Source organism: Acidovorax sp. AC410 (assembly GCF_979253235.1).
This window is the reverse complement of sequence record NZ_CEEDCG010000001.1, coordinates 1,823,231-1,844,031: the sequence shown is the minus strand read 5'-3', so window position 1 is coordinate 1,844,031 and position 20,801 is coordinate 1,823,231. Positions and strand designations below refer to the sequence as shown.

General features: G+C 63.6%; 14 protein-coding genes and 1 pseudogene. 4 read left to right on the top strand and 11 right to left on the bottom strand.

The genetic code is table 11. The features are described 5' to 3' along the window. Positions 1-47: 47 nt before the first annotated feature. Positions 48-1,754: an AMP-binding protein gene (locus tag AC0IZS_RS08495; RefSeq protein ID WP_471635226.1), complete on the top strand. Its 1,707-nt coding sequence runs from the start codon at positions 48-50 to the stop codon at positions 1,752-1,754. Here the strand turns inward: AC0IZS_RS08495 and AC0IZS_RS08490 are convergent. From AC0IZS_RS08490 to AC0IZS_RS08475, 4 genes are all read right to left on the bottom strand, one after another. Continuing rightward, positions 1,726-2,163, bottom strand: coding sequence for an OsmC family protein (locus AC0IZS_RS08490; protein WP_428003007.1), 438 nt, complete (start codon positions 2,161-2,163; stop codon positions 1,726-1,728). The two genes, AC0IZS_RS08495 and AC0IZS_RS08490, sit on opposite strands and share 29 nt — an antisense overlap. A gap of 173 nt (positions 2,164-2,336) precedes the next feature. After that, a complete protein-coding gene (locus AC0IZS_RS08485) occupies positions 2,337-3,476 on the bottom strand; it encodes a hypothetical protein (protein WP_471635225.1) in 1,140 nt (379 codons plus the stop codon). 135 nt (positions 3,477-3,611) lie between these two features. Then, the gene (locus AC0IZS_RS08480; protein WP_471635224.1) at positions 3,612-4,496 is read right to left on the bottom strand and encodes a DUF2846 domain-containing protein; all 885 of its coding nucleotides are present in this window, start codon (positions 4,494-4,496) and stop codon (positions 3,612-3,614) included. Between the two features lie 180 nt (positions 4,497-4,676). Further along, positions 4,677-5,585, bottom strand: coding sequence for an AraC family ligand binding domain-containing protein (locus tag AC0IZS_RS08475; protein ID WP_471635223.1), 909 nt, complete (start codon positions 5,583-5,585; stop codon positions 4,677-4,679). Positions 5,586-5,678: 93 nt separating this feature from the next. Here AC0IZS_RS08475 and AC0IZS_RS08470 point away from each other — a divergent pair, with 93 nt between their 5' ends. Continuing rightward, on the top strand, positions 5,679-6,062 hold the full coding sequence (locus tag AC0IZS_RS08470) for a cupin domain-containing protein (protein WP_471635222.1): 384 nt from the start codon (positions 5,679-5,681) through the stop codon (positions 6,060-6,062). 102 nt (positions 6,063-6,164) lie between these two features. Beyond that, a pseudogene (locus AC0IZS_RS08465) lies at positions 6,165-6,483 on the top strand (hypothetical protein); the annotation flags it as partial. A 360-nt stretch (positions 6,484-6,843) separates the two neighbouring features. Here the strand turns inward: AC0IZS_RS08465 and AC0IZS_RS08460 are convergent. Then, positions 6,844-7,947 (bottom strand): suppressor of fused domain protein, encoded by a 1,104-nt coding sequence (locus AC0IZS_RS08460; protein WP_471635221.1) that lies wholly within the window; start codon positions 7,945-7,947, stop codon positions 6,844-6,846. Between the two features lie 672 nt (positions 7,948-8,619). Between AC0IZS_RS08460 and AC0IZS_RS08455 the strand changes: the two genes are divergently transcribed. Then, positions 8,620-10,182, top strand: a complete 1,563-nt coding sequence (locus AC0IZS_RS08455) for a DNA cytosine methyltransferase (RefSeq protein WP_471635220.1) — start codon at positions 8,620-8,622, stop codon at positions 10,180-10,182. A 62-nt stretch (positions 10,183-10,244) separates the two neighbouring features. Here AC0IZS_RS08455 and AC0IZS_RS08450 read toward each other — a convergent pair whose 3' ends face one another. The 6 genes from AC0IZS_RS08450 to gyrB form a co-directional block, all read right to left on the bottom strand. Continuing rightward, the gene (locus AC0IZS_RS08450; protein ID WP_471635219.1) at positions 10,245-10,703 is read right to left on the bottom strand and encodes a very short patch repair endonuclease; all 459 of its coding nucleotides are present in this window, start codon (positions 10,701-10,703) and stop codon (positions 10,245-10,247) included. A gap of 10 nt (positions 10,704-10,713) precedes the next feature. Next, a complete protein-coding gene (locus AC0IZS_RS08445; RefSeq protein WP_471635218.1) occupies positions 10,714-12,774 on the bottom strand; it encodes an AIPR family protein in 2,061 nt (686 codons plus the stop codon). After that, the gene (locus AC0IZS_RS08440) at positions 12,771-13,727 is read right to left on the bottom strand and encodes a PD-(D/E)XK motif protein (protein WP_471635217.1); all 957 of its coding nucleotides are present in this window, start codon (positions 13,725-13,727) and stop codon (positions 12,771-12,773) included. Before AC0IZS_RS08440 ends, AC0IZS_RS08445 begins: the two co-directional genes overlap by 4 nt. Then, on the bottom strand, positions 13,720-16,440 hold the full coding sequence (locus tag AC0IZS_RS08435) for a Z1 domain-containing protein (protein WP_471635216.1): 2,721 nt from the start codon (positions 16,438-16,440) through the stop codon (positions 13,720-13,722). Before AC0IZS_RS08435 ends, AC0IZS_RS08440 begins: the two co-directional genes overlap by 8 nt. Positions 16,441-16,464: 24 nt before the next feature. Continuing rightward, entirely contained in the window at positions 16,465-17,889 is a 1,425-nt protein-coding gene (locus AC0IZS_RS08430) for an ATP-binding protein (protein WP_471635215.1), read from the bottom strand. A 179-nt stretch (positions 17,890-18,068) separates the two neighbouring features. Continuing rightward, positions 18,069-20,678: a DNA topoisomerase (ATP-hydrolyzing) subunit B gene (gene gyrB, locus AC0IZS_RS08425; RefSeq protein WP_471635214.1), complete on the bottom strand. Its 2,610-nt coding sequence runs from the start codon at positions 20,676-20,678 to the stop codon at positions 18,069-18,071. Between the last annotated feature and the right edge of the window lie 123 nt (positions 20,679-20,801).

Sequence of the window (20,801 nt, the reverse complement as noted above, 5' to 3'; positions counted from 1 at the left end):
GGGCTGCGCTTGTCCACAAGAAGACACCGCTCAAGGAGACCTCCCCCATGCACCCCCAACCCTGGCTGGCCAGCTACGGCACCATCCCCGCCCACATCAACGCCGACGCGCACCGCTCCATCGTGCACCTGCTCGACGTGGCCATGCTGCGCTACGCCCACCACCCGGCATTCACCTGCCTGGGGCAGACGCTGACCTATGCCGACGTGGACCACCTCTCGCGCGCGTTCGCAGCCTACCTGCAGAACGTGCTGCAGGTGCGCAAGGGCGACCGCATCGCCGTGATGTGCCCCAACCTCCTGGCCTTCCCCATCGTGCTGTTGGGCATTGCCCGGGCCGGCGCTGTGCAGGTCAACGTGAACCCCCTGTACACCCCGCGCGAGCTGGAGCACCAGCTGCACGATGCCGGCGCCAAGGTCCTCGTCATCTATGCCGGCGCCACCGCCACGCTGGCAGCCATCCAGGGCCGGGTGGACCTGCACAGCATCGTTACCGTGGCGCCTGGCGACGGTAGCCCGGCCGCGCTGCCCGGCCCGCCGGTGGATGCTGGCCTGGCGCTGCCCACCACCGCGCTGGGCAAGGCCCTGGCACAGGGCGCTGGCCTGGCCTTCAAGCCCGTGCGGCTGGCGGGGGATGACCTGCTCTTTCTGCAGTACACCGGCGGCACCACGGGCCTGTCCAAGGGGGCCATGCTCACGCACCGCAACCTGGTGGCCAACGTGGAGCAGTTCAAGGCCTTCATGCCCGATGCCCTGCGCCCCGGGCAGGAGTCCATCGTCACGGCCATACCGCTGTACCACATCTTCGCGCTGATGGTGAACCTAGTCACCTACTTCTCGGTGGGCGCGCACAACTGGCTGGTGCCCACTCCGCGCGACCTCGACGCCCTGATCGGCGTGATGAAGGCCGCGCACCCCAGCGTGTTCATGGGCGTCAACACCTTGTACGCAGGCCTGACCGCGCACCCGCGCACGCAGGAGATCGACTTTTCCAACCTGCGGCTGGCGGGTGGCGGGGGCTCCGCCATCATCGCCTCGGTCTCTGCCCGCTGGCAGGCCCTCACGGGCCAGTTCATCCGCGAAGGTTATGGCCTCAGCGAGACCAGCCCCGTCGTCACCTTCAACCCCGCCTATGTCAGCGAGTTCACCGGCACCACCGGCCTGCCCCTGCCGTCGACCGATGTGCAACTGCTCGACGACAACGACCAGCCAGTGCCCGTGGGCGAAGCAGGAGAAGTGTGTGTAAAAGGCCCGCAGGTCATGTCCGGCTACTGGCAAAAGCCCGAGGCCAATGCCGCCGCCTTCACGGCGGACGGGTACTTTCGCACAGGGGACGTGGGGCAAATGGACGAGCGCGGCTTTCTCAAGATCGTGGACCGCAAGAAGGACATGGTGCTCGTCTCGGGCTTCAACGTCTTCCCCAACGAAGTGGAGGCCGTGGCCACCGCCTGCCCCGGCGTGCTCGAATGCGCCTGCATCGGCGTGCCCGACGACAAGACCGGCGAAGCCCTGCGCCTGTACGTGGTGCGCATACCCGAGGTGCGCGTGAGCACACAGGACATTGCCGAGCACTGCCGCCGGGAGCTCACCCCCTACAAGGTGCCCCGGCAGATCGTGTTTGTCGATGCCTTGCCCAAGTCCAGCGTGGGCAAGATTTTGCGGCGCGAGCTGCGCGATGGCGTGGCGCAGCCCGCCCGCGCCCAGCTGCACCGCGTCACGGCAGTAGTCAGTGGACTAACGTCGCCGTCAGCGTGATCTCCGGCACCGCGGCCAGTGCCTTCGACAGCGGGCAGTTGGCCTTGGCATCGGCCGCCAGCTTCTGGAAGGCTGCGTCGTCCAGCCCTGGCGCCTTGGCCTTGAGCGTGAGGGCGATGCGGTCGATGACGAAGCCATCGCCCTCCTTGGTCAGTCGCACCGCCGCCGTGGTGTCGATCACCTCGGTGGCAATGCCCGCCTTTTCAGCCGCAAAGGCAAACGCCATGGTGAAGCACGAGGCATGCGCCGCCCCCACGATCTCCTCGGGGTTGGTGCCCTTGCGGTCATCGCCAAAGCGGCTGCCAAAGCCATAGGGGTGCTTGTCGAGCGCACCGGTCTCGGTGCTCACCTGGCCCTGGCCGGTCTTACCCGCACCTTCCCAGTGAACGCTGGCTTTCTTTTCAGACATGGTTTGGCTCCTATCAATGCAAAGGGTCTATCGGACCATGTCCGGGCCGATCGGCCGGTCGGATGCGGCGGGCAAAGCGGGTGCGCAATGTCCTACAGGCGGATACCGGCGCGCAATGAGAGAAGGGCCCTTGCGGGCCCTTCGATGGATGGATGGTGGCCTGCCCTGGTCTGTCAGGGCGCGCTCAGCACCTGCTGGCGCTTGGTCTCGTACTCACCCGACGAAATCAGGTTGGCATCGCGCATCTGCTTGAGCCACTGCAGGCGCGATTCCTTCTTGCTGGCGGGCATGGGCGCGGCGGCGGCAGCCGTTGCTGCAGGTGCGGGCCGGGCAGGGCTTGCCACGGCCACAGTAGCGGTGGTGGGCACGCTTTGCGCTGCAGGGGCTGCTGCGGGTGCTGGCGGGGCGACACGGCCCACTGGCTTGGAGTCTGGCACGAACGGCATCGACACGGTGGCGCCTGCCGGGGCCGCGGGTGCCGCTGGGCTGGCCGTCACGGGCGCCGGGGCTGCCGCAGCAGGCGCTGCCACGGCGACAGGCGCCGGTACGGGTGTTGGCGCTGCGGCAGGGACCGCAGACAGGGTTGTCGACGTGGTTTGTGCCGCGGGGGATACGGGCGTTGCGACAGCGGGCGCCATGGCGTGCGCTGGTATGGCGGCCCCAGGGAACATCTGCGTTGCGAGCATCTGCACGCACTCCTGCGCGATCAGTTCAAGCTCCCTTTTCGCGACCGCTGCCTGGTCAGCCCAGAGCTCGTCATAAGTGGGCGCCTTGCTGTTGGCCTCAGGCGTGCGACGGCAATACCCTTGCGCGACGACGGCTTGGGTGTCTACATTGATCAGCCGTGCTATCCCCCAATAGTTGACCCGGTATCGCCCCCAAACCGTCGGAAAGTAGGAGGCATGCCAACCGGTCGTCTTGACATCGAGTACGAACTTGGCCTTGCCCTTGCCAGCGGCTGCGATTTGCGGGGCCTCGACGACGTCCGTTGCTAATGCGGGAGCTACAAGGCGCGTGCCCTGATGGTTCTCCAGCACCCTCGCCAGACCAAGGGAGATGGGTACGGCCGGATCTTGCAGGTTGTGGTCTGCAACAAGCTTGTTGCCCGCACTGATCATGATCAGCCCACCGATCAGTCCGCCCACCATGGCCGAGCCCGGCGTAAGCATGCCAAAGTCAGATTTCTCCCGGGCGGTCGAGGCCAGGGTTTGGTTCTTCAGGCTCTCCAGTTGCTTGCCGTCAAGGGCTTGCGGGGTGATGGTGCCGCAACCCACCAGGGCCAGCACGGTGGTGCCCAGGGCGAGGGCACTCAAGAATCTTGTCAAACGCATGGGTATTGATCTCGGAATTGGGGTTGCTGAAGTTCCGCGCGCAGGCAGCCGAACCCCAGGGGGTCCTCCTGCCCGGAGGAAACACTGACTTGAAAGATCGGTAGATCGGTAGACCGATCAGGGCGCGCTCAGCACCTGCTGGCGCTTGGTCTCGTACTCGCCCGACGAGATCAGGTTGGCATCGCGCATCTGCTTGAGCCACTGCAGGCGCGATTCCTTCTGGCCGGCCGGCATGGCAGGGGCCGCAGCGGTCGTGGTGGGGGCTGGCGCTGGCCGTGCGGGCTGGGCAGGGCCCGCCACGGGCACGGTGGCGGCGGTGGGCACGCTTTGCGCGGCGGGGGCTGCTGCGGCTGCTGGTGCTGCTGCTGGCCCGGCGACGCGGCTCCTAGGCTTGGCGTCGGGCACGAAATGCGGCATCGACATCGCGGCGGTTGCCGTAGGTGACGCGGGCCTTGGCCCTTGCGCTGCAGGGCGTGCCACCGGTGCGGGTGCCGGCGCCTCCGGCGTGCTGCCAGCTGCCGGGGCGACGCCAAACGCGCTGGGGCGCACCTTGGTGGTCAGCAGCTTGCTGGCCAGCACGCCCTTTTGGCCCTGGGCCTCGTTCACCAGCGACACCTGGGCGCGCGCCGTGCCCGAGCCCATGCTCATCGTGACCTTCTGCCACACGTAGTAGCTCTTGCCCGCCTCGGCGTCGACGGTGACTGTGGAGGTGTTGTCGGCCGACGAAACCACGGTGTAGCTTCCCGGCGCCACCTCCAGGTGGTAGTAGGTGCGGGCGTTGGTCTTGCCCAGCGACTGGTTGTTGACGCTGACCGTCATCGGGGCGGATGCGCCGGTCATCTCGCTGCGGTAGATGTAGAGCGAAGCCGTTTCGGCCTGGGGCGTGAACTGCTTGGCCTTGAGGTCGGCGTCCGGCTTGGCCCGAGGCGCGGTGCAGCCCACCAGGGCCAGCGCAGCGGTGATCAGAACCAGCGCGCGGAAGTATCTCGTCAGGAAACGCATGATGGATGTTGGACTCTTTGTTGGGTGGTACTGCGCTCCCCACGCAGGCGGGCGAACCCGCCCGCGCACTCTAGCATCCGGTTGCAAACGCTTACAGCGCGGTGCAGCAACTTAGGTGCGGGCACCTATGGCCTGTGCGGTGGGCGCAACACCCACCTCTTGGCGATTGACGAGGGCCCGTTAGCCGCACCGCATCTGCTCCACCCACCGTGCCGGCGCCACGCCCACCTGCCCCTTGAAGCGCCGCGTCAGGTGGCTCTGGTCGGCAAAGCCGCAGGCCGCCGCCACGTCGGCCACCGCGCCACCCTGCCGCAGGGCGGCCTGCGCCTGGCGAACGCGCACCATGTTCAGGTAGGCGTGCGGCGCCATGCCGTAGGTGGCGGTAAACGCCCGCGTCAGGTGTGCGCGCGACAGGCCGGCCTGCGTGGCCAGGGCCTGCACCGTCACGTCGTCGGCAAAGTGCGCATCCAGGTACTCGCGCACCAGGGCCATGCGGGTGCGGCCCGCGTCCTGGCTGGTGGCCGCCCAGGGCCGGCGCAGCTCGCCATGCCGGCCCAGCAGCGCCACCATGGCCGCGGCCGTGCGCTCCTCACCGTGCAACGACTCCTGCCGCTCGGCCACCGCCGCCACGGCCTGCTGCAGCAGCAGCGCGCCCTGCGGGTCGTGCACCAGCGGCGCCTTGAAGTAGCGGGTGGCCATGCTGCTGCGGTCGTGCGCGCCGCCACCGGCCGCGCCACGGTCGCCCATCCACGCATGCACCAGCGCGGCATCCACGTACAGCATGGAATAGCCGAACCCCGCCTCTGTGCCGCGGCTGCCGTCGTGCGGCTCATCGGGGTTGAACAAGATCACATCGCCCGCCAGGCTGGCATGGCGCGCGCCCCGGCACGCAAAGGTCTGCACCCCCGAGCGCGTGACGCCAATCGAATACGTCTCGTGGCTGTGCCGCTCGAACCGGTGCTGCGTGAAATGCGCGTTGAGCAGCGTCACCCCGCCCGACGCCAGCGGCCGCATCTCGGCCCAGTCGCGCGGGCTGGGCGACGCGGGAGACGAAGAGGAAGAGGAGGAACTTGGGTCCCCGGCATGCATGCAACAAATGTACAAGACCGCCCCGCGCCCGGTGGAGACACTTCAGGCAACCCGCCCATCCACGCGGTAATGCAACCAAACAAAGTCACCCCCATGCCTGACACCACCCACATCCCCACCGTCGTCCCCGCCATCGACCTGGCCCACAAGCTCACCCAGTTCACCGACCACTGGTCCCCGCGCACCGTGGCCGAGTTCAACGGCCACGACATCATGGTCGCCAAGATCGCGGGCGAGTACCAGTGGCACAGCCACCCCGACACCGACGACTTCTTCCTGGTGCTGCAAGGCACTGTGGAGATCGACCTGCCCGACGGCGCCCTGGTCACCCTGCACCCCGGCCAGCTCTACGTGGTGCCCAAGGGCGTGCAGCACCGTCCGCGCGCGAGTGCCGAGGCGCATATCCTGCTCATCGAATCGACCGGCACGCCCAACAGCGGCGATGTGGCCACGGCCGCGCCGCGCAGGGTGCTGTAGGTAGGCCCTGCCCTCTGGCACGGCATTGGGCCGTTTGCCTACGCCACGCCAGCGCGGGCCCATGGACCATGGAGTTCCACCCGACAACACCAGGAGCACACCATGGCCCGAGACACCATCAACCCAGACCTCAACCCTGATCCCATCACCGGCGCACCCGGCGCCCACCCTGTCGGCACCGGCATCGGCGCGGCGGGTGGTGCGGTCACCGGCGCGGCTGTTGGCTCCGTCGGCGGCCCCATTGGCACTGCCGTGGGAGCAGTTGTCGGCGCCGTCGTGGGCGGCCTGGCTGGCAAGGGCGCGGCAGAAGCCGTCAACCCCACGGCCGAAGACGCCTACTGGCGCGACGCCTATGGCCGGGAGCCCTATTACTCCGATGCCTACACCTACGAAGACTACGCGCCCGCCTACCGCCACGGTTACCAGAGCGTGATCGACGGGCGTGGCGACTGGGACGAGGCGCGCGGCCACCTGCAGACGCGCTGGGAGTCTGACCGCGAAACCAGTCGCCTGGATTGGAAGGACGCCGAGCCCGCAGCCAAGGCAGCTTGGGAGCGCGCCGACCGCATTTGGAAGCAAACCAAGCAAGAATAAGCACGGCTTTGCCTTCGACCGCCTGCCGTCGTTGGGGCGCCTTGCCGTGCTACAGCACTGTCTGCGGCGTCCCGCCTAGTCACACGGTGGAATGCAAACCCATTTGGGGTATCCGCGCCTGGGGTCGATTGGCTGCCAGCCACGCAGCCGTCGGCCACAGCGTGTTATGAACTGAAAGGCTGATTGATCAGCCGATCACATCGACGACCTTGCCCGTCGAATCCTTGATGGTCGTCTTCTCCACTTGCCACTGCACCCCAGGCAGCAGCGGCAGCACATAGGTGCCCGCGCGCGGCTGCAGCGTTTGCTGTAGTTGCTGCACCGTGGCGTTGGTCAGGTGCAGCACGGCGCCCTCATCGTCTGCCAGCCACTCCACCGCATTCTCGGTTTCAGTCGGCTGCAACAGCAGTTGCCACTGGTGCCCCGCCACGCGCAGCGTGCGGCCAAACGGCAGGCGCAGTGGCAGCAGGGCCACCAGCTCATCCACCTGTCGGGCACCCACTGTGATTTGCGTCAGCGGCTTGCGCAGCAGCCGCTTGGTCTGCGCCAGGCCCAGCACATCGGTAAACAAAAATCCGCTCGACGACCCGTCGCGCTGCGACCCCTCGACCACCAACTGCTTCACCACCGGGTTGGCCAGCAGCGAGCTGCGCGCCAGGTCGGTCACCCACAGCGGCATGTGCGGGGCCAGCACGTCCAGCAGGTTGCGCGTGCGCCACTGCTTGGCCGCGCGCTCCTCATCCAGCGTCAGGCCCACCACCTGCAAGAATGCCACCGCGCCATTGGGCGTGGCCAGCGGCTCCGCCAGCTCTGGGTCGGTAGCAAAGCCCATCGAGCAGATCTGCGTGGCCTGCCCCAGCGCAATGGGGCCGTTGGCCGTCATCCAATCGCCATCGCGAAACACATTGCCGCTCTGGAACACATAGCGCGCCAGGTTCTGCAAAAAGCTCAGCGCCCACATCGGGGGCTCGGCATCTGCATCAGCAGCCTCAGTGGAACCGGGCGCTATCGCCAGCCGAAAGGTCAGCTCAAACCCATAGCCGCTCACCAACGGGTCGTCAGACTCCTTGGCGTACAACTCGCTGAACCCATAGGTCACAAAGTGCCAGTGCGGCACCGGGTCCGTGCGCCGCCACGCGCTGATGCCGTCCAGCGGGTCTGGCCCGCCCATCATGTGCGAGATCAGGGTGCCAAAGTGCTTGGGCTCCTGGCCGGGGTAAAGCTGGTCCAGGCGTGCGGAGATGGCGTCCCAGCCGGGGGAAGCATCGTCGGTATCGTCGTCAGTGGTCATGTTGGTGTGCCGGACGGACTGATTTCAGTTGAAGCTTGCGCGATAGGTGATCGGGTCAAATGAACAGTGTTGCTGAAGCGATCCCACTAAAGCAAACAAGCGGGGAGTTTTTTTAACTTAAACAGGCGGCATAGGTGGAGTTGGTCTTTGGTCTGAGTTGACGGAGTGCGCTCGCCCCTCAAAACAAAGAACGGTGTGTCCTTTCCGAATGTCGTGGTCTTGGCCTCCACGAATCGCTCCCGAACACATCAAACCATAGTCCGGCACAGCAATCTATGGCTGGTCGGAGGATGGGGTTAAACCTTTTTCGTGGCGCTTGGCGCCTTGAGGATTTCCAGTTATAGCCCGTGCTGCAAGCAGTTGCTCAGGTGCAACAGACGGCGAGAAAGCTCTGTTCCCGCCTCTTGAATCGTTGGCTGGCGATGGTGAGCGTGCCTTCTCACAAAGGGGCTTTTCCCTTTGAATCAGGTGCGTAGGTGCTGCATTTTGGCTCGCGCCAAAGTTAAGCTGCAGTTTCGACTAGAACTACCCGGGTTGGGCTCTCCATAGGAGCCGTTAAACTGTAGAGTTTTCTAAATTGAGCCATGTTCCGCTTGTCAATGTCGAGCCCTTGTTGCGCCCCCCGTCGGGCAGTTCGATGGTTCCATGACCTAAACACGAGACAAACTAACGATGGCGCGGCGCAGTGAAATTCCAGTGATCGACTTGTTCGCTGGGCCGGGAGGGCTGTGCGAAGGCTTTTCGTCTATCTTTGACGAGACCGGCGCGCGGCGCTTCGCTGTCAAGGTCTCAATCGAAATGGACCTCATCGCCCATCGGACTCTGCTGCTGAGATCGATCTTCCGAAAATTCGCCAAGGGCAAGGTCCCGAACTGTTACTACGACTACATCGGCGGGAAGATCACGCGCGAAGCGTTCATAGGCCATCCCGACATCAAGGACGCAGCCGAGCAGGCTGCCAAGGAGGCGCGTTGCGCGGAGCTCGGCGTCGTCCCAGCCAAGGAGGTGGATGGCTGGATTCGAGACGCGCTTGGCAATCAGACTGACTGGGTGCTCATTGGCGGCCCGCCGTGCCAAGCCTATTCGCTCGCCGGGCGCTCGCGCCTGCGCAGCAAGGACCCTAAGAAGTTCGAAGCTGACGCCAAGCACTTCCTCTACACCGAATATCTGCGGATCATTCAGCAGTTCGCCCCTGCCGTCTTTGTGATGGAGAACGTCAAGGGGATGTTGAACTCCACGAACTCGGGCAAGCGCATCTTCGAGAAAATTCTCGCCGACCTCAAATCACCGCGAGAGAACCTGAGCTACGAGGTTCGGTCGCTGGTGGTCCACAGGGCCGAGGGGGAAGAGTTCGACCCCAACGACTATGTGATCGAGGCTGACGACCATGGCATCCCACAAAGCCGCCATCGCGTCATCCTCTTCGGCATCCGCTCCGACGTGGCAGAGGCCACTCCAGCTCTCGCCGAGAACCCCGAACGTTTCCTGCTGACGAAGGTCAATAAGAAGGTGGGCGTGAGCGCCGCGCTCGCGGGCCTACCGGAGCTTCGTAGCCGTTTGTCCAAGGAGCCAGATTCACAAGCGGCTTGGATGAAGGCCCTGCGGGAGTCTCCCCTGGCCCTCAAAGGGTGGCACGTTCCAGTACGTATCGCCATCGAAGCGGCCATGGAAAAGTTCATTAAGAAGGCCGAAAAGCACGCCACCTATGGCTCGACCTTTATCCCCATGGCTGTCGATCCGGGGGATGCAATGCCCAAGCCCTTGCGCGAGTGGTATCTGGACTCCAAGGTGGGCGGCGTTCTCCAGCACGAGACTCGCAGTCATATGCGGTCGGACCTGCACCGCTACATGTTCGCGGCGTGCTTCGCTGCCACACAGAAATACGCCCCGAACCTGCACAACTTTCCACCGAAACTTTTGCCAGAGCATGGAAACGTGGGCGGCGAAACCATCCCGTTCAAGGATCGCTTCCGAGTGCAGATTGGCAAGTTCCCATCGTCCACGGTGGTGGCCCACATCAAGAAGGACGGGCACTACTACATCCATCCGGACCCCGCGCAGTGCCGGAGCCTTACGGTGCGCGAGGCCGCGCGGTTGCAAACCTTCCCTGACAACTACTTCTTTGAGGGGAATCGCACCGAGCAATACGGGCAGATCGGCAATGCAGTCCCGCCACTTCTTGCTAGGCAGATCGCTGAGGTCATCTACGATTTCATGTCCTCACCTCGCCAGTGAGGCCGGCGAGGGCGGGGCCTTCCCGGACAAGGCACCAAGGGCTTTGGTTGGCGGGCAACAGCTCAATTCCGCGACGGCGTTCCGATCTGGCCAAGTAGCTCGCCGCCCTCGATCCAGGCGCTCATGGCCGCTTGCAGGCCTGCTGCAGTGTCGGCTTGGCGCGTTGAACATTCCCATATGCACAGCACTCGCCAGCCCAACGCCTGGAGCTTCTCGACCGCCCGGCGGTCGCGCTCGACATTGGCTTCGAGCTTGGCCTTCCAGAACTCGGGCCGCGTGGCGGGCATCTTTGAGAATCGGCAGCCTTGGTGCATGTGCCAGAAGCATCCGTGGACAAATATTGCGACCTTGCGACCAGGCATGACGATGTCAGGCGCGCCTGGTAAATCACGCCGATGCAGTCGGAAGCGGTAGCCCGAGGCGAAGAGCATCCGGCGGACGATCAACTCGGGCTTGGTGTTTTTGCTCTGGATGCCAGCCATCATCCGGCTGCGGTTCGCAAGGGAAACGATATCAACCATGGTGGGCGAGTCAGGCCGTCCAACCCTCGTCGACGGCCTTGGTAGCCACCTGAAGCAACTTTACGGACTGAGGCCCCGTAGGGATCATCCTCGGCATTCGCGCGGCGACACGCAGCACATCCACCTCTGACGGTGTCATCACCGTCCCCGCTTCCGCCCATCGCAGCAACAGTTGCCAGTAGGGCGACCCGCGGTTCACCACCAGCGTCTGTGCCTCGACCTCGTTGGTGACTTTCTGCTCCTTCCGCGCACCGCGACGACCCGACGTTGCGGCTTCTGACGACACAAGGTCTGCGTCCAAGTCATCAAACAAGCTGGTGTCGACGTGCGCCTTGAGGTCCTCCCAGCAACGCTCACGCTTGCACCATTCCGTGACGTTCGCAATGCCGGACTTCGCCGCAGTCTCGACGATCCGATGATTGACCTGTGCCCCGACCGCCAACAGCGCAGTAAGCAGCTTGCTGGACGGCGCTTGGCGTTGCCAAGTGCGTTCGAAGTCCAACACCTGCCCTCCCTTGCCGAGGTGGTGCTGCATCAGGGCAATGGCGTAGGTAACGATCTGCGCCCTGTAGCCTTGCGAATACCAGTCTGCCTTCTGCACACTACGTTCGAGGGCACGGAAGATGAGCGTGCCGGCCACAGCGTGCCGGAACCAGGCGTCGTTGAAGTCGATGCCCTCATCCTTCCAAGACTCGCCGACGAACTCGGCGAACTGCATGAAGTTCTTCTGCGAGCCGAAGCAGACGATGTTTGGCTTGCCGCGGAACGTCATGACCACTTTGGCCAAGTCAGTCTTGGTCATTACCTGCCCGCGTGGATTTTGGAGGTCGAACTCCCGCTTTTTTGCCGGCGTCAGCCACGCGCTGGCATTCGCGTACTGCCCTCTGGCCCGCTCATAGAACCAGTGCGTCTGGGTCAGCACGCCCTCTGGTGCCGGAGCCCAGAGCCTGCGAGAAATGCCCTCGATGCGGACATGGAACGGGTGGTTGGAGAAGAAGTCTGCGTCGCTGACCTTGTTCTGGCTGTTGGCATACTGGGAGATGCGGGGCACCATCTCATCGACCAACTCGGGCTTGATGACCGACAGCTTCATCTGGACGCGGATGCGGTCTAGGTTGACGCCCTTGTCCTTCTTCATCACGTTGAAGATCGACGCAGTGGTCTGGCCGCCATTGACGATCTGCAGGTGCCGCAGCTTCTCCAGCCGAATAGCGCCATCCTGCTCGGCAAACTCAGCTTGGCTTGCAGTTGCCGATATGCCGTTGTTGTAGGCGAAGAACAGGTCGGGCTCTTCGAGGATGGTCTTGCGGATGCCTTTGTTCACCTTGCCCTTTGCCTGCAGGAACGTCCGCACGTTCTGCTCCAGTAGCCGACCAGACCACCGGTCGTAGATTGCCGCAAGCCAAGCACCCGGGATGACGGTCAGGTAGGAGGCACTACCCTCCCCACCCGAGTTGGCGGCCAAGCACGGCAGCGACTCGCCAAACATCTCCACCAAGTTTATTTCGATTTCTTCCGGTTCGGACGATGCCATAAGGCGTCGGATAGCCCTGAGGTCCCATACGCGATACGTCAGCTCGCGACCACCGTCCTGCTGGGAAGGAATCTCCTTGACCGCACCTGACAACACCTCGTCTGTGAGCACGTGGAAGCGCACCCGGCTGATGCCGGGCAACTGATCGCTAAGTTGGCGCGCAAACCCCCAGGCCGGGTGGCTGACGTCGATGGTGTCGCGGAATGCAGATTTCGGTGCCTGGAGCAAGAACTTCTCGACCCGGCGGAAGCACGGCTCCATGGCCGTCTTGGTCAGCGTCTGGACCACTTCTCCGCCATCGAACTCAGCGACGATCAGGTCAAGGGTCAGACCTTCGTCCGCAAACCCGTAGCCCTCTATGCGGATGCTGCCGTTGGGACTCTTGAACGGTAGCGGCACGAATTCCTGGATGGCACCAGAATCGACGAGGGCCTCGGCGACAAGCTCCGTGAACGCTGCGACAGAGAAGTCCGCCGTGGCCGCTGCGCGCGCCGCCACCATCTGCATGAGCTCAGCGTGGAACTCGTCGTCCGTCATTTCTGAGCTCCAATCACGCCCGTCACCTCGCTTGCCGATACAGCGAAGGGCCCCATATCTGCGAGGCAGATCGAGTAGGCGACGTCCTTGACGCCGGCAGGAACATGTTCTGTGGTCATCCGAGGAAACCCATCGCGGACCTCATAGTCGCCAACTGACGTCGCCGCATAAGACATCGCGCGATACTCCGGCAGGTCAACGTATCTCATAGTCAACAGCCTGTCCTCGAAGGACTCTGCCGCTGCGTGGCTTGAGGCGAGGAGTCGCCGCAGTTCATCCACAAGGTCTGGCAGGTTCAGGCTATTGTCTTGGCGGACAAGGCAGACCAAGTGCAGGAAGAGGGGCACTCCGCCAGACGTCAGCTGCTCAGCAGACGTGATGCGAACGGAAGGGTCGGAACCCGCAGCGAACGTCTTCACCTCGACCAGTCTCCCGTCGAACACAAAGTCCTGCGGGAGGCCCAGCGGTCCCTGCCAGCACTCGACGGCCGCGGTGCCGACCATCGACACCAAGTAGTCTCGAAGGAACAGCAGTTCGCCGATGAGGCCGCGGACCTCGCGCTCATCGAGCAGCTTCCCGGTTCCCTTGCTCAGGAACTTTTGCCAGCGCAACAGCCTCGACACTAAAAGCTGCAATCCAGTGGCTTCATCACTGCCCCCATCGGCTGCGGACAGCAGGTCCAGACACAGGGCATGGAACATCTCCCAGTCGCCGGTGGGCTCAAGCACAAGCTGAAGCCGACGGTCAGCAGCAACGACCAAGAGTTCGATGCCCCTCACGGTAGGCAGTTCCAGCGGGACATCCTCGACTTGGTGAAGCGCTATGAGCAGCGCCAGCCGGCCGTCCGGCTTCCGTCCCCAGAACGCTTCAATCCTCGCCAAGCCTGGAACCCGAAGCACCGAAAGGGTTCCAGGCGTGCCGGGAGGCAGGCCTTTCCAAGGGCTCTCACGCATCGGCCTGCTCCGACTCTTCCGCCGCCTCCTCCAAGTCCTCCTGGAAGTTGCTCTTCCACCACGTCGTGTTAACCACGTATTCGACCTGCTGTTCGGGGCGGTCTGTTGCCTTGAAGCTAATGCCCCAGGCAAGCGCACCCCGCTCTTCCCGGGCCTGCTGGTCCTTCGGTGGGCTGCTCTCCCGCAAGAGGAGCAGATGAAGCATCAGTAGGGGCCGTGTCCGCGCCAACCGATAGGCTTTGTCTGAGATGCTCTTGCCTTCGTTGCCGGAGATTTCAAAAAAGTCGTCACGGGCTGTCTTCGCCTCGTCGTCGGTAAGACCTACCCGCTCCTGCCCACGAGAAGCGACGCGTGATGACTTGCCATTGATGCGGAAGTACCCGATGCCGTCATCGGCCGTGTCCCAGCTTGAGCTTCGCTCCTGCAATTGCACTAGTCTGTCCCCGAGCGGAAAGGAGCCAGCGTCGGCCTTTGCGGGGCTGAAAAGGCAGACATCCCATTCGGGCATCTCGTCGCCCTCGCGTGCCTGGATGTAGGCATTCACAGGCTCCGCCTGAGTCTTTATGCAGAGGTCGTCGTAGTTGCGGAAACGGCCGACAAAATCGCGCACCTCGGCGGCGGTCACGCCGGACCACAGCCAACCGGCGTCCGAAGCCACGAGCCGGGAACCATGCTGTCGGTCCAGCGAGGCGACGAACTCCTCCGCCAGCTTGAGGTTCTGTTCGAGCGCATTCTTCCTAAGGGAAGTGGTTTCGATCAGCGTGCCGCCGAGCGAAATGCTGTGTCGAACAGGCTTGCCCGTCCGCATCTTGTTGCGGGCAGTGATAATGAGCGACTCGGGGTCGGATCGCACCCGCAGGCCGAACTGCAACGGCGTTCGGTTGGCGCGCTCCATGCGCTTGAATTCATCGCGCAATTCGTCGATGGCCTCGGAGATGTGCGAGTACCAGCCAATTGCATCGTCGGTCATGTAGACGCGGCAGACATCCGCGTATCCATCCCGATACCCGAACCACCGCCCCATCTGCAGCAGCGTGTCGTACATCATCGAGCTGCGTAGGAAGTAGCTCACGGTGAGCCCCTCCAACGTGAACCCCCTGGACAGCACGAAACCCCCAACAGCGATGACGTGAAGCCCAGTTTCTTCGTTGCGCTTGTAGTCCAGCGTGTCGGGTGACTTGCCGTTGATCTTCCGCACGTCTACCGGGCCAACGGCCTCGCGAAGTCGTCGCTGAACGTCTGACCAAGTCTCCGTCATCTTCCCCGCGAACTGGGCGTCCCATACGCGGCGCAGCTCGGCGAGCGCCGGGTCACGCAGTGCCTGAGCCTCGGGGAGGGCCGCATGCCCCTGGCATGCTTCGAGGTACCTGACCAACTCGTTCTTCACCAAACCCGTGACTTGCGTCTGGACGTCATTGAAGCGCGAGACGTTGATGAGCATCGATGAGTGGTTGGTGCCGTTTCCACGGCAGCAACGGATAGCTCTGGCCAGCAGGAAGGTGGCGACTGCCTCCTTGAGCGAATGAGGGAGTGCGGAAACCTTCCAGCTGATCTTGTGCTTCTCCGGCAGGCTGGCCTCGTGATCCTCGACTTCGATGAGAGAGCCGCCGAGGTCCCCGTCGACCCCGAACAGGCGCGCCGCGCTGACATAGTTCGTTGGAGCATCCAGCGACACGATGAAGTCGCGGGGGAACAGGTCCTCCCGCGCCATCGCGTCTACCGACTCCGGGTCGATGAAGATGTTGGCGAACGGGGTCGCGGTATATCCCAGATAGACGTTCTTGTCGAACAGTGACAAGAGCTCGCGTATGCGCCCGTTGATGCTGGTGGGGCTGTCGGCGTTTGCCGAGGTGTTGACCGATGCATTGTCAGCTTCGTCGTCGATAAGTAGCATCGGGGTGCCAGAAATACGGCCCGAAGGGTCCTTGTTCTTCGTCTTCAGCCACTCGACCAAGTTGCCGAGCACCCTCGCGTTCTTCTTCATCACGAGGATCAGCGGCTCCTTCAGCGACTGGATCGGCATAGTCAGCCTCGCGTGCATGACTTTGAAATCATCCGCCCGACTGGTCAGCGTAGAGGGCCTCCGGTCTAGCCCGAGCCGACCGACACCAACGATAGGGTCCTTAGCCTCCTTGTCGGAGTTGCTACCGATAAAGCTCTCTTCGACCCGCTCCTGCGTTTGCGCGCGCAGGTCTTCTTGGATGCCGGCGAGGACGACGATGAACTTGTAGCCGTAGTCGGCGGCCTTGCTGATGACGCCGGAATAGTTCGCGGTCTTGCCGGACTGGACGTGTCCGACGACCAGACCTCGGCGTGCCCAGGGCTTGGCCAAGAGGGGGTCACCCAGCAACCCCACAATCTTATCGGTGTCCTTGTCCAGGACACCCAGAACCGGCGAGACGAATCCCTTTTGGCTCAGCCAGCGACGGTAGCGTGGGTAGTAGAAATGTCCGTCGACCTCCGCCCGGCGCTGCGGCAGCCAGGGCTTGAATTCGCCGTCGAACTTGATGGAGGACGAATCGTTCACGCGCACAAACAACTTGGTCTCGATGCGCTGCGCGCAGAGTTCGAGCTGCTCTGCGGATGTCTGCGCCTTGAGGTCCGGGCTGAGCATCAGCAGCGTCGTCAGCGCCATCCGGACAGACTCGGGCGTACGCTCCTGCATGGTGGCGAGGACACCTATGGCATTGTTTTCGAGGTCATTCAAGGTCACGTTGTTCTCCCTTCATGTTCTGCCCTACAGCGCGTCACGCGCCACCTTGTCGAGTTCCTTGGGCCAAGCGGCGAACGGCTCGATGTCGCGGAGGAGATCCGTCAACCCCTTCTGGTCTATTCCAGGATTTGCCACAGCGATAAGGCGCGCAAGGGTCACCAAGGCATCCATATTGCAGGTAGCAGGCTCTAGTGCGCGCGGATTCGTCGCGTAGTCGCTGAAGAATATCGCTGCGGGAAATGCCTCGCCCACCATACGCAGCACAGCGTCGAGCCGGGTTCGGATATCGTTGTCCAAGTCCGCACGAAGGTCTGCGACTAGAGGGTGCTCGGGGTTGACTTCATATCTGACGACGTCGTTAAACGCGCGCCTCTGCCAAACGGCGGCAGTCGGCCCGGACGACACCGGCGTGCCCCGGTGCGTGTACGGCCGCTTGGCCGAGGAACGGATGCGCTCGACAATCTGCTTCATCCGTGCACGGACAGCGGCTGGGGGCCGTGCACGCGACTTCCTGACGTCGATGGCCCAGCTCGCATCTTGGGTGTTCGGGATGTCGACCTTGACTCGCGCGAGCTTGGTCAGCTCCTCCTGCGGCGCCAAGCGGAACCAAGTTCCCCAGACGATGAGCCTGCGGTTCCGGTAGACATAGAACCCCTGATTCCGGAGATAGCCCTCGGTGCCGGCCAAGCGCTGGTATTCGGCTTGGGTCACCTTGGAATGATGCGGCAGCACGTAGGCTTGCATTCGCACGTCACCCGCCTTGATAACTACGCGCTCTTCCTGGAGCACCTGCGTCGCTGTGCTCTTTTCATTGAAGGGATCGAACGGCGGGATCTCCGCCATGTTCAGCCGCATGACCAGTTTGGCGTATCCTCGCTCCCCGCCAATGAAGCGATGAAAGATTCGGGCGACGTGCTCCCTGACTACGGCCATCTGTTCGTTGAACTGCTGGTGGCCCTGCTCCTCGCGACCATCCAACTCGAGCCGGTCGATGTTTTCCCACATCACCAAAGTGCCCTGCGGACCCAGTTCGCTGAAGCACGGCATCAGTGCCAGTTCATCGGCAGCCGGGCGCTGCAGGGTCCACTTGTCGGTCTCAGCGACGTAGTCGAGGTCCCACCTCGCCGCTGACTCAATGCTGTTGTGGCGGGTTAGGACGGTGAGGCGGCGGCACTGGGAGAACGAGGCAGTCTTCAAGCCGAGACCGAAGCGCCCGAGGTCATCCTTGCTTCGCGACTCGAGCGGATTCCGCGTGCCAGGCCTCATGGCCTCCCTAAGAACAGAAGGCGGCATGCCTTCGCCGTCGTCGATGATGCCGATCCAAGCTCTGCCCTCGTGCCAGCCAAAGCGCATATCCACGGCGCTCGCGCGGGCGGTGATGCTGTTGTCGATGATATCCGCGACCGCCGACTCCAGCGAGTAGCCGATGTCACGCATCGCCTCGATCATGGCTGAGGCCCTGGGCGGGAGCTCCTCTACTCCTTGCATGTCGGCTGCCTCCGGTGCATCGAGTTGGTCCCTTTCGGTACTCATTCTGTTCCCAGATACATGGCAGGGAGCTCTATGCATGCCTCTTATGGATACGTCACTAGAAATAGTTTTCGCGTCCTGGACCTCGCCCTACCGCATCACACGTCGATATTGCCCGCGCGCAGCGCATTCGTCTCGATGAAATCGCGGCGCGGCTCCACCTCGTCGCCCATCAGCATGGTGAACACGCGGTCGGCCTCGATGGCGTCGTCGATCTGCACGCGCAGCAGGCGGCGCACGTTGGGGTCCATCGTTGTTTCCCACAGCTGCTCGGGGTTCATCTCGCCCAGGCCCTTGTAGCGCTGGCGGCTGGTGCTGCGCTCGGCTTCGCTGATCAGCCACTTCATGGCCTGGCGGAAGTCGCCCACTTTTTCTTCCTTGCGCTTTTCGCCTTCGCCGCGCAGGGCCTTGGCGCCCTCGCCCAGCAGGCCGCGGAAGGTCTCTGCGGCTTCGGCCAGGGCCTGGTAGTCGGCTCCGTGCACAAAGTCCTGCGTGATCACGCTGCTCTTGATGTTGCCGTGGTGGCGGCGGCTGATGCGCAAGATGGGTTTGTCGGTGCGGGCGTCGAATTCGCCGGCAACTTCAGCGGGCGCGCCGGTGGTGTTCAGCTCGCGCAGCTTGGCCTGCAGGGCCACGGCGCTGGCTTCGGCTTCGGCCACGCTGTCCAGGTTCAGGGTCACGCTGTCGGCAATGGCGCGCAGGGCTTCGGTGTCCATGAAGTTGCCCAGGCGGCCAATCACACTCTCGGCCACCTGGTGCTTGCGCGCCAGTTCGCCCAGGGTCTCGCCGGTCAGCACCTGCGGGTTGGCACCGCCGGTGCTCACACTGGCGTGGTTCAGCGCAATGCGCAGCAAGAAGCCGTCGAGCGCGGGCGCGTCCTTCAGGTACAGCTCTTCCTTGCCGGCCTTCACCTTGTACAGCGGTGGCTGGGCAATGTAGATGTGGCCGCGCTCCACCAGTTCGGGCATCTGGCGGTAGAAGAAGGTCAGCAGCAGGGTGCGGATGTGGGCGCCGTCAACGTCAGCATCGGTCATGATGATGATGCGGTGGTAGCGCAGCTTGGCCACGTCAAAATCATCGCCACCCGTGGTGCCGCCGGCCTTGCCGATGCCGGTGCCCAGGGCGGTGATCAGCGTCAAGATTTCGTTGCTGGTCAGCAGCTTTTCGTAGCGGGCTTTTTCCACGTTCAAGATCTTGCCGCGCAGCGGCAAGATCGCCTGGAACTTGCGGTCGCGCCCCTGCTTGGCAGACCCACCGGCGGAGTCACCCTCCACAATGTAGATCTCGCACAGCGAGGGGTCTTTTTCCTGGCAGTCGGCCAGCTTGCCGGGCAGGCCCATGCCGTCGAGCACGCCCTTGCGGCGGGTCATTTCGCGGGCCTTGCGGGCGGCTTCGCGGGCACGGGCTGCCTCCACGATCTTGCCGCAGATGATTTTGGCGTCGGCCGGGCGCTCCTGCAGGTAGTCGGTGAGCAGCTTGCCCACAATGTCTTCCACGGGCGCGCGCACTTCGCTCGACACCAGCTTGTCCTTGGTCTGGCTGCTGAACTTGGGCTCGGGCACCTTCACGCTCAGCACGCAGCACAGGCCTTCGCGCATGTCGTCGCCGGTCACCTCGACCTTGGCCTTCTTGGCAAACTCGTGCTCTTCGATGTACTTGTTGATGACGCGGGTCATCGCGGCGCGCAGGCCGGTCAGGTGGGTGCCGCCGTCCCGCTGGGGGATGTTGTTGGTAAAGCACAGCACCTGCTCGCTGTAGGCGCTGTTCCACTGCATGGCCACTTCCACGCCGATGTGCGTGCCGGGGATGCCGCCGTAGGTTTCGGCCGGGCGCTCGCCTGCGGCGTAGAACGAGTTGGGGTGCAGTACCGTCTTGCCCTTGTTGATGAACTCGACAAAACCGCGCACGCCGCCGGCGCCCGAGAAGTCGTCTTCCTTGCCGCTGCGCTCGTCCTTGAGGCGAATGCGCACGCCGTTGTTCAGGAACGAGAGTTCGCGCAGGCGCTTGGCCAGAATCTCGTAGTGGTAGTCGCTGTTCTCTTTGAAGATCTCGGTGTCGGGCAGAAAGTGCACCTCGGTGCCGCGCTTTTCGGTCTCGCCGGTCACCTTCATGGGGCTCACTTCGAAGCCGTCCACGGTGTCGAGCAAACGGTCTTGCACAAAGCCGCGCGCAAACTCGATCTGGTGCACCTTGCCTTCGCGGCGCACGGTCAGGCGCAGCCACTTGGAGAGCGCGTTCACGCAGCTCACGCCCACGCCGTGCAGGCCGCCCGACACCTTGTAGCTGTTCTGGTTGAACTTGCCGCCGGCGTGCAGCTCGGTCAGCGCAATCTCGGCGGCACTGCGCTTGGGCTCGTGCTTGTCGTCCATCTTCACGCCGGTGGGGATGCCGCGGCCGTTGTCCGTCACGCTGATGGAGTTGTCGGAGTGGATGGTGACGACGATGTCGTCGCAGTGGCCGGCCAGGGCCTCGTCGATGGAGTTGTCCACCACCTCGAACACCAGGTGGTGCAAGCCGGTACCGTCGGACGTATCGCCGATGTACATGCCGGGGCGCTTGCGCACGGCCTCCAGGCCTTCCAGGATGGTGATGGAGCCTTCGCCATAGCTTTCGCTGGCGCCGGCCTGGTTGGTGTCGATCTTGTGCGGAACGGGCTCACCAGTGCCGGTAGGTTCTTCTTGCTCGGGCAGGTTGTTGTCAGCGGTCATGGTGGGCCTTGGGATCCGGGGAAGCCGGGGTGGGCTTCCAATGTGTCTGTCGAAAAAGGTTCAAATAGGGCTCTGATCCCCATCATATGAGGGCGAGCAGCTATCAAATCAATAGCTCATGCG